This window comes from Vitreimonas sp., from assembly GCF_036392335.1.
GTDB lineage: Bacteria > Pseudomonadota > Alphaproteobacteria > Caulobacterales > Aquidulcibacteraceae > Vitreimonas.
Genome location: NZ_DASVYD010000021.1, coordinates 171,762 through 180,361, shown reverse-complemented (window position 1 = coordinate 180,361; position 8,600 = coordinate 171,762). Strand labels below are relative to the sequence as shown.

Here is an 8,600-nt window from a genome sequence, read left to right as displayed (position 1 = left end):
TCCGCGGCGCGGCCTGCATTGAATTCCTGACGGGTCAGTGTCCCGTCGGTGTTGGCGTCGAACGCGAACACACCGCGCGGACGCTCTGCCAGCGCCCCGCCTTCCTGCGCGATGGCCAGACCAGCCGCGCCGGCCAGAGCCGCGAAACCCGCGGCGGCGAACAGGATTTTACGCATATGGGTACTTCTCCTTTGGGCCGACCGGGGAGGCAGGCCAAGCATTCCCTCTCCTCATCTGCTTAGAACGCCGCTGTTTCGAAGGTTGGTCGCGGCTGCGACAAAGTTTGTCAGGCGGCCAAAAGAAAACGGCCGGTGCTGGGGGGATAGCACCGGCCGCTACCTTGATAGGCGCCGCTCTGGGGGAGGGTGCGCGGCGCCTCCAGTCGCCAAGGCCGCCGCGGGAGGCGAACGGCCCTGAATGAGCGAAATCTAGCGCAGGCCCCGGTTTAAGGTTTTTCGCGAACGCGCCGCACTGGCGCCAAATCGTGTCAACCGCCTGGCCGCATCGCCGACGTCGGACGCGGACGGTCGCTCGGCGCCCGTGCTTGCCCGATAAGCCGCACGAACTCGCCCCGCGAAAGCGCGCCGTCTTCGTCCCGATCATAATCACTGACACGACCGCGGATTTCGGCCTCGAATTCCTCGCGCGTGATCGTGTTATCGACATTGCGATCGAAATCGAGCCGGTAAGGCCCGATCTGACCGCCGCCCAGCGCCGTGTTCGACCAATTCTGGAATTCGATCGGTGCGACGGCGCCGTCGCCATTGCTGTCGGCGCGCCCAAATTCACGGGATATCCCCGCTTCGATTTCGGCGGCGCTGGTGCGCAGGTCGCCGTCCGTGTCAAAGCCCACAAACATCAGCGCATCGGCCGAGATCAGCGCGCGGATCGGCTCGCGATTATCGCCGCCGCGCGGCCCGCCGCTTGCGCAAGCCGTCAAGGCCGCCGTCGCCGCCAACGCCAATATTTTTAAACGCATGCATGTCCCCTAGTTTGGCGTCCGCATCTGCACCACCGACCAAGGCGGCGATATGGCGTCTTTCGCCGATTTCTTGTCTATGTGTGTCGGCCCAGCCCCTGTGCCAAGCTTTGACATAGATGCGGCGCCCCCTCTCGGTAGATTTTTGACAAATCCGGGCGCACATCAAGACGCATGACGCTTGAGGACCCGCATATTTTGGTCGTGGACGACCATCGCGAAATCCGCGAATCGCTTGCCCAATTCCTCAAGAAGAACGGCCGCCGCGCGACCGCCGTCGAAAGCGCCGAAGCCGCGCGCAAGGCGATCAAGGAAAATCGCATCGACCTCGTCATTCTCGACATCATGATGCCGGGCGAAGACGGGCTCTCGCTCTGTCGCCATATCCGCGAAACCAATCACATTCCGGTGATCCTGCTTTCGGCGCGCGCCGAGGATCTCGACCGCATTATCGGCCTCGAAGTCGGCGCCGACGATTACGTCGTGAAGCCGTTCAACCCGCGTGAGCTCATGGCGCGCATCGATGCTGTTCTGCGCCGCACGCACGCCCTGCCGCCCAGCGTCGAGGCGCCAACAGGGGAAGCGCTCCGCTTCGATCGGTGGACACTCAAGATCGCCGAGCGCGAGCTCGTCGATGACGACGGCAATACCCATGAGCTCAGCACCGGCGAGTATCGCCTCCTGTTGACCTTCCTGCAGCGCCCGAAGATCGTCCTGACCCGGGACCAATTGCTCGACCTCGCCTTCGATCGTGGCACAGACGTGTTTGACCGCGCCGTCGACACGCAGGTCTCGCGCCTGCGCCGCAAAATCGAAGCGGACGCGCGCACGCCGAAGCTTATCAAGACCGTCTGGGGCGGCGGTTACGTCTTTACCGCGCCGGTCGAAAAATCGTGACACTCAATCCGTTCAACACCCTGACCGGACGCATGGTGCTCGTCACGATCGGCGCGGTCTTGCTCTCCTACGGCATCGCCTTCGCGATCTACGCCAACGAACGCGGCGCGGCGCTGCGGCGGGCAGCGGAACAGAGCGTCGTCGAACGGGTGGCGTTCACAGCGGAGCGGCTGCGCGACACAACCGCGGCTGATCGGCGAGCCCTGGTCGAGTCCGTCCGCGACTATGCCATTCGCTACGACATCGACGAAACACCGCGTGTAAGCGATGGAATCGGCGGCGGCGCAGGCGCGCGCATCGCGCGCGGCGTGGCGGAGCGCTTGCCCAATACGCAGGTGTGGGCGCAAACGCGCACAGTCGAGACGAGGTCGCGACGTTTTCGCATGCGGGACGACCGCCCACCACCACTCGATCAGCCACCGAGCGCGCCCGCTGAACGGGATCGTCGCTTCGCGCCGCCCCCAGACGACGCGCCCCGCGTGCGGACCACGGAAGTGCGGCTCTCCGTTGAACTCTCGGAGGGCTCTTGGCTGAATGTCCGCGCGCACCTGCCCGGACCGCGCCCGGCGCCGCTCAGCGTCCTCGCCGCCGCAATCGTGTCTGTCATCGTCGTGGGCGTGGGCGCGGCCCTCGTCTCACGTCAGATCGGCCGTCCCCTCGCGCAACTCACCGAAGCCGCCCGCGCACTCGGCTCAGGTCAGACGAACGTCACAGCGCCGGTCAGCGGCCCCGATGACGTACGCCGCGCCTCGAGCGCCTTCAACACGATGGCTGAACGTCTCGGTCACCAACTCAACCGGCAACGCCAAATGCTTTGGGCGCTGAGTCACGACCTGCGCACGCCTATCACCGCCATCCGCCTGCGCGCCGAACTCATTGAGGATGACGCCGAACGCCAACGCCTGCTTGCCTCTGTCCAAGAGATGGAAACCCTCACTGAGCAAGCGCTTGCGCTCGCACGCGCGGGCGCCAGCGAGGAAGCCCGGGTCGTCGTTGATCTTGCCGAGATCGCGCGCACGCTCTGCGGAGAGCTGCAAGATATTGGCATTGCCGTCAGCGCCGATGCTCCCACGGCGCTCATGGTGGAGTGTCGTCCGAGCGAAATCGCGCGCGCGGCGCGCAACCTCGCGGAAAACGCCGCGAAGTATGGGGGCGGCGGCCTCATGCGTGTCTATCGCGATGGCGCCCACGCCGTTATCGAAGTCAGCGACGACGGGCCCGGTGTCGCGCCCGAGCTTCTGCAACAGCTCACTGCGCCGTTCTTCCGCGCCGATTCCGCGCGCTCGAGCACGATCAACGGCGCAGGCCTCGGGCTCGCCATCGCGCAGGCCATCGCCGAAGCGCATGGGGGACGCCTCACCCTGGAAAACCGCACCCCGCACGGGCTCAGCGCCAAGCTGATCTTGCCTGCCTAGGCGTCAGACGGCCCGTTCCGAGGGAACTTCGCCGCAGCGAGGCGCATGACGCTGACACGGCGGCGCGCCTATGGCATCGCAAAGGGCATGACGACCCAGGATCCCCCTCGGCCGCCCACGCCCGACGCTATCGTGGACGCGTGGATTGCCGATCCCAAGCGGGCCGAAAGTTACGATCTCTCGCAAACCGTGGCCGACACCGCCCCGTGGCCGCTGCTTTCGCGCGCGATGCTTGCGGTTGCCATCCTGGGCGCGAACGACGCGCTCCTCTGGAGCGATGCGCGCTTCGCCGCCTGGGCCCCGCCTGAATCGATTGATCCCGCCGCGGCTGCCGCGACACGCACATCCGGCGTCGCCCGCTCCGCCGCAGCGATCGACGCAAACGGCCAGCCGCTCGTGCTCGTCTACCTTCCCGCCCATGACGGCGAAGCCTTTGTCGAGCGCGGCAGACTTGAAGCCGGCCAGATCGTCGTGGTCGCGCTGTCGCTCGCGCACGACGCCGACATCCTGCTCGACGCGGCGCGGGCCTATGGGATGAGTGAACGCGAGGCGCGGGTCGCCGCCGCGCTCGTGCGTCATGGCACGTTGCCGCGCGCTGCCGGCGCGTGCGGCGTCTCTTACGCATCCGCGCGCGATGCAATCGCCGCCTGCTTGCGCAAAACAGGCGCAGCCCGACAGAGCGAGCTCGTGTCGCTGCTCATGCAGCAAGCGGGTTATTTGCCCTCGGATCGCGACGGCGCCGCCCGAGCTCTGCGAGACATTTTCGGCCTCACGGCGCGCGAAGCCGAACTCGCCATGTTGCTCTCGGAAGGCCACACCCGCAGCGAGGCCGCCGCAGCGGCCGGCCTTTCCGACTCGGTCGCCAAGGATGTCTTCGAGCGGGTCTTCATTGCGCTCGGCGTCTCATCGGCGCCCCAAGTGAGCCGCGTCGCCGCCGAGGCCTTCGCGGCCTCGCTGTTGCCCCAAGTTCCGGCGCACATCGCCTGGAGCGACGCCGTGCACGGCGAACCATTGCGCCTGGTTCCACGCCGCGATGGGGGACGCATTGCCCTCAGCGATTTTGGTCCGCCGGACGGCAAGCCCGTGCTCATCGTGCATTCGAGCGCCACCACACGGCATCCGGCGCGCAAATTGGTCCGCGCGCTGCAAGCACAAGGCTTCCGCCCGCTGGCGATCGACCGCCCAGGGTTCGGGCTCAGCGACACACATGCCGACGAGAGCGACCCATTCCGCGCCGCCGCCCACGACATGGCGCGCATGTGCGACATGCTCGGCATCGCCAAACTCGACGTCCTGGCCCGCGGCGGCGCCCACGCAGCGCTCGCCTTCGCGCATCTCTATCCGCGAAGCTGCGGACGCGTCGTCGCGCTCAATCCTGACACCACGATCGACGCGCAATCCAAGCGTGAAGGCGTGCTGGGGGCCGCGAAGCACGCGATCTGGCGCCGACCGCAATTCGTCGAACAATTCGCGCGCATCATCAGCGCGCAAGCCACGCCCAAGCGCGTTACGCACCTGCTCCGGGCATCGATGCGTTCCAGTCCGCCGGATCTCGCGGTCTTCGAAGACGAGCGTGAACTTGCCGACTACCACCGCGCCGTCATGCTCTTCGCCACTGGCCGGCTTTCTGGTTTCATCTCCGAACAGCGCGCCTACGCCAACGGCATCGACGCGCCCGCCCTTGCCGACGCCAGCAATTGGACAGTCCTGATCGGCGCCCACGACCCTCTTCATCATGCTGAGGATATGCTCAGCTATTGGCGCCCGCGCTTGCCCCGCGCCCGATTCGAGACGCTGCCCGACGCTGGCCGCTTCCTCCATCTGACTCACCCCGAAGCCGTGATCGCGGCGCTCCGTTAGCAGCAGGGCGCGTGGATCGCTCCACGCGCCCGCCTTCCGCCTCGGTGTGTCCCCTAGTTCACGCGCTCGACTGTGTAGCCGCGCGCACGCAATTGCGCGACGAGACCTTCGGCACCCAGCAGGTGGCCGGCGCCCACCGCGACAAAGTCGACGCCCGCGCCATTCAATTCGTTCGCGATCACCTGCATCCAAGCATTGTTACGTCGCACGAAGATCGCATCATAGAGTTCGGGGTATTCCCGGCGCGTTTCATCAATCACAAGCGCGGTCAGCGCCGCTTCGTCGCCACCTTCCCAGGCGCGCGTCAGCTGCGCCATCATCGCGGGCACCTCCGGCGCTTGCGCGATGGCCTCACTCAGCATTTCACGCTGCACTTCCGCGTCCATGCCATCGAAGAAGCCCAATTGCTGCTCGATGGTCTCGAACGTGCGCATCGTCTTGCCACCAGCCTCGGCGTAGGCGTCGACCGCGCGATCCACGCCAGAATTGGGATCGTAGCCCGCCTGCAGCATCGGCACGATGGAGAGCGTGAGCGCCGCAATCCACGGCTCTTGCCCCTCCAGCGCCGCGGCCGGAACGCCCAGCCGCGTCAACGCCGCCGCGAGCGCTGCGTTTTCTTCCGCACTGAGCCAGCTTGAAAGCGGCCGGCCCTCCGCTGCCCCCAATTGCATCGCCAATTGCTGCGCTCGCGCATCCGCCGCCGGCGAAATCTCGATTTCGGTCCAGACTTCTTGAGATTCACTAATCGCGGCGCGCACGTGGTCATTGCCCCAGTCGGCGCCACGCGGACGAATGTGCACCGTGCCGAACAGATACATCGTGCTGTCGGCGTCGCGCACCACGTAGAGCGGCGGATTGATCTGCTGCTGCGCGTCGGCCGGCGCACCGGACAACGCCACGAACGCGGCGAAGGCGAGAATGGCTTGTTTGAACATTGTATCCTCTTTCTGCATTGAACTTGGATGGATCATTGAGCGGCTTCGGAGATTCCATCTTCGTCGATGAAAATGTCCTCGATATGCAGCTCGAACAGACGCGCGATCTTGAAGGCCAGCGGCAGCGACGGATCGTACCTGCCTGTCTCGATCGCATTGATGGTTTGGCGTGACGCGCCGAGTCTTTCGGCGAGGTCGGCCTGGCTCCATTCGCGCTCGGCGCGGAGCACTCTCAGGCGATTTTTCATGCAGGCTTGCCGATCATCGACATCTGCCCCATCACAGATGAGGTGACGTAGGACGTAACCAGCAGCTGCACGAAGATCAGAACCAGAAACACACCTGTCGCCGAAATGGGTTCTACGTGCCCCAGGCCCTCAAGAATGGCCCAAGCGAAGCCGCCAAGAGTTGCGACAATCGCTGAACTGGCATAGCCGTCGATAACGTGCCGGCGCTGCATTTCGTCGAACCCACGCCACAGGACATAGCTCGCGACGACACTGACGATCGCCATGACACATCCGACGATGGCTGGCGCAAGCCGAACGGTCTCGTCAGCTTGGCGCGTCACCGCGAGCGCACAGCATGCGAGGCCCAGAGTTATCATGCCCACGGCGCTCCAAGCGAACACTCCGCGCTCGGCGCGTCGGACTTCCAAGCACTCCGGATCACTGACCTCTTCCACCTGCAACGCGGTGACTGCCGATTGCCCAAACAGCGCGATGCCGCCGACCATGAGTCCAAGCACGACGCACAAACCGCCAAGAACCCAAAGAAGAGTGTCAAGCAGAGTGGGTTCGGCCAGAGGGCCTGTGATGGCGGCGATGATGTTGGGCACAGCGGCGAAAAGATCGAGGCACAATCCCATCACGAAGCCGCCAACAGCGCCAAGCCCCGCGTAGAGCGACCAACGCACAACGGGAGAGCGGCCCCGACCCAGCGCACGCGCCACCAGCAACGACGCCAGAATTGCAAGGACAGGCAACACGTACATCGCTGGCGTCGACAACGCGGCGGGAACGCCGCGCTCGGTGAGCCAGGCCGCGGTCTCCGCGTCTGGTACGCCAGTGGCCACGACGGCCACGGCCAACACGCCGAGCGTGACGACGCCGTACGTATTCTGGCGCGGCGCGATTTGGGTGGACGAGTTCATCAGCTTTCTCCGAACCACGCGGCCTTAAGCGAGCACCAGCGCCGCTTGCTGCAGCACCGTGAATGCGACGGGCGCAAACAGCGCGGCGGCGATGACCAAGTTGACGAACTTGGCGGCGAATTGGACTTTCATGGCAAACCTCTTTGTCAAAGTGACAAGGGTATTTGTCACAGCCAGCCACAAAATGTCAAGCGTCTTTTCCAAAAAGACGCGCCTCTTTTCCTAAAAGACGCATAATTTTGTCTAAATGGCTGATCTGTTTTACGTTTTTGGCTCAGCGCCACGGCGCGAAATGCTTGGAGAGCTTCAGCCCCTGGCCCTGATAATTCGAGCCCGCCTCGCCATAGAGCCGCTCCACCGGCCCCGAGAGCGGCTCAAACACCAGCTTCCCCACCGGTTGGCCGTCTTCGACAATGAACGGCACATCGCGCGATCGCACTTCCAGCACCGCCCGCCCCTCATTGGGCGCCACGCCAAAGCCGGGATCGAAGAAGCCCGCATAATGCGCGCGAAACTCGCCCAGCTCCGGGCGGATCGGCGCCATCTCAGCGGCTTCGTCCGGCGGGATCAGCACGTTTTCCTTCGATGCGAAAATGTAGAATTGCCCAGGATCGAGCACGACGCGGCCCTTACGCGCCTCGATAGGCTCCCAGAAATCACGCGGGTCGTAGCGGCCGACGCGATCCACATCGATCACGCCCGAATGCGGCTTGGCGCGAAACCCAACCGGCCCGTTCAGCGCCAGATCCATGCTGAAATTGATCTCACGCTTGGGGTGCGCGGGCCCGCGCCGTAAGCGCACCTGGCTCAAACGCGTGCCGGTGCGCACCAAAACCGAGAACGTGCACGGCGAAATCTCCGCCCACATCGGCCCGTGATACCCCATCGGGATATGATCGAACGATTGCGCGCCATCGGTGATCAGGCGCGTGAACACATCGACCCGCCCCGTCGAACTCTTCGGATTGGCCGCGCCATGAATATGCGCCGGCAGCGCCAATTCTTCTTGAACTTGTACAAGATAGACGCAGCCCGTCTCCAACACCGCGCCTTGCGTCAGATCGATCTTGTGCATAACGAGCTCGTCGTCGAGCCGGTCCTGCACCTTGGCGCCGGCGCCCGGGAGGAAGCTCGCGCGCAGCCGATAGGCGGATTCGCCCAAACGCAGATCAATACTGGCCGGCTGGACCTGATCGTCCAGAAACGGCGCGTCCGCCGCGATCCAGCCCTGGCCGATCGCCTTCTTGATCTCGCTATCGGAAAGAACGCCGTGCGTATTGGCCACAATAATCCTCAATTGCCGCAAGGGACGCCCTAGCTGGCCCGCGCCGCGCCCTTTGTCCAGCGCCGCAGGCTCCGCT

8 protein-coding genes are annotated in these 8,600 nt (G+C 64.9%); 3 read left to right on the top strand and 5 right to left on the bottom strand.

All coding sequences use genetic code 11. The features are described from left to right. Positions 1-487: 487 nt before the first annotated feature. The gene (locus VF769_RS05350) at positions 488-979 is read right to left on the bottom strand and encodes a hypothetical protein (RefSeq protein ID WP_331007341.1); all 492 of its coding nucleotides are present in this window, start codon (positions 977-979) and stop codon (positions 488-490) included. 174 nt (positions 980-1,153) lie between these two features. Between VF769_RS05350 and VF769_RS05345 the strand changes: the two genes are divergently transcribed. The 3 genes from VF769_RS05345 to VF769_RS05335 are packed head-to-tail and all read left to right on the top strand — an operon-like array spanning position 1,154 to position 5,151. Continuing rightward, complete coding sequence (locus VF769_RS05345) at positions 1,154-1,876, top strand: response regulator (protein WP_331007340.1); 723 nt, start codon at positions 1,154-1,156, stop codon at positions 1,874-1,876. Next, complete coding sequence (locus VF769_RS05340; protein ID WP_331007339.1) at positions 1,873-3,291, top strand: ATP-binding protein; 1,419 nt, start codon at positions 1,873-1,875, stop codon at positions 3,289-3,291. Before VF769_RS05345 ends, VF769_RS05340 begins: the two co-directional genes overlap by 4 nt. A gap of 45 nt (positions 3,292-3,336) precedes the next feature. After that, positions 3,337-5,151 carry an alpha/beta fold hydrolase gene (locus tag VF769_RS05335; protein WP_331007338.1) on the top strand — a complete coding sequence of 605 codons (1,815 nt, stop codon included), beginning with the start codon at positions 3,337-3,339 and terminating at the stop codon, positions 5,149-5,151. 53 nt (positions 5,152-5,204) lie between these two features. Here VF769_RS05335 and VF769_RS05330 read toward each other — a convergent pair whose 3' ends face one another. From VF769_RS05330 to VF769_RS05315, 4 genes are all read right to left on the bottom strand, one after another. Continuing rightward, positions 5,205-6,086, bottom strand: coding sequence for a TraB/GumN family protein (locus tag VF769_RS05330; RefSeq protein ID WP_331007337.1), 882 nt, complete (start codon positions 6,084-6,086; stop codon positions 5,205-5,207). Positions 6,087-6,118: 32 nt separating this feature from the next. Then, a complete protein-coding gene (locus VF769_RS05325) occupies positions 6,119-6,334 on the bottom strand; it encodes a helix-turn-helix transcriptional regulator (RefSeq protein WP_331007336.1) in 216 nt (71 codons plus the stop codon). Next, on the bottom strand, positions 6,331-7,239 hold the full coding sequence (locus tag VF769_RS05320) for a hypothetical protein (protein ID WP_331007335.1): 909 nt from the start codon (positions 7,237-7,239) through the stop codon (positions 6,331-6,333). The genes VF769_RS05325 and VF769_RS05320 overlap by 4 nt, the downstream gene beginning before the upstream one ends. A 274-nt stretch (positions 7,240-7,513) precedes the next feature. Beyond that, positions 7,514-8,530 carry a 2'-deoxycytidine 5'-triphosphate deaminase gene (locus VF769_RS05315; protein WP_414731767.1) on the bottom strand — a complete coding sequence of 339 codons (1,017 nt, stop codon included), beginning with the start codon at positions 8,528-8,530 and terminating at the stop codon, positions 7,514-7,516. Positions 8,531-8,600: the final 70 nt, after the last annotated feature.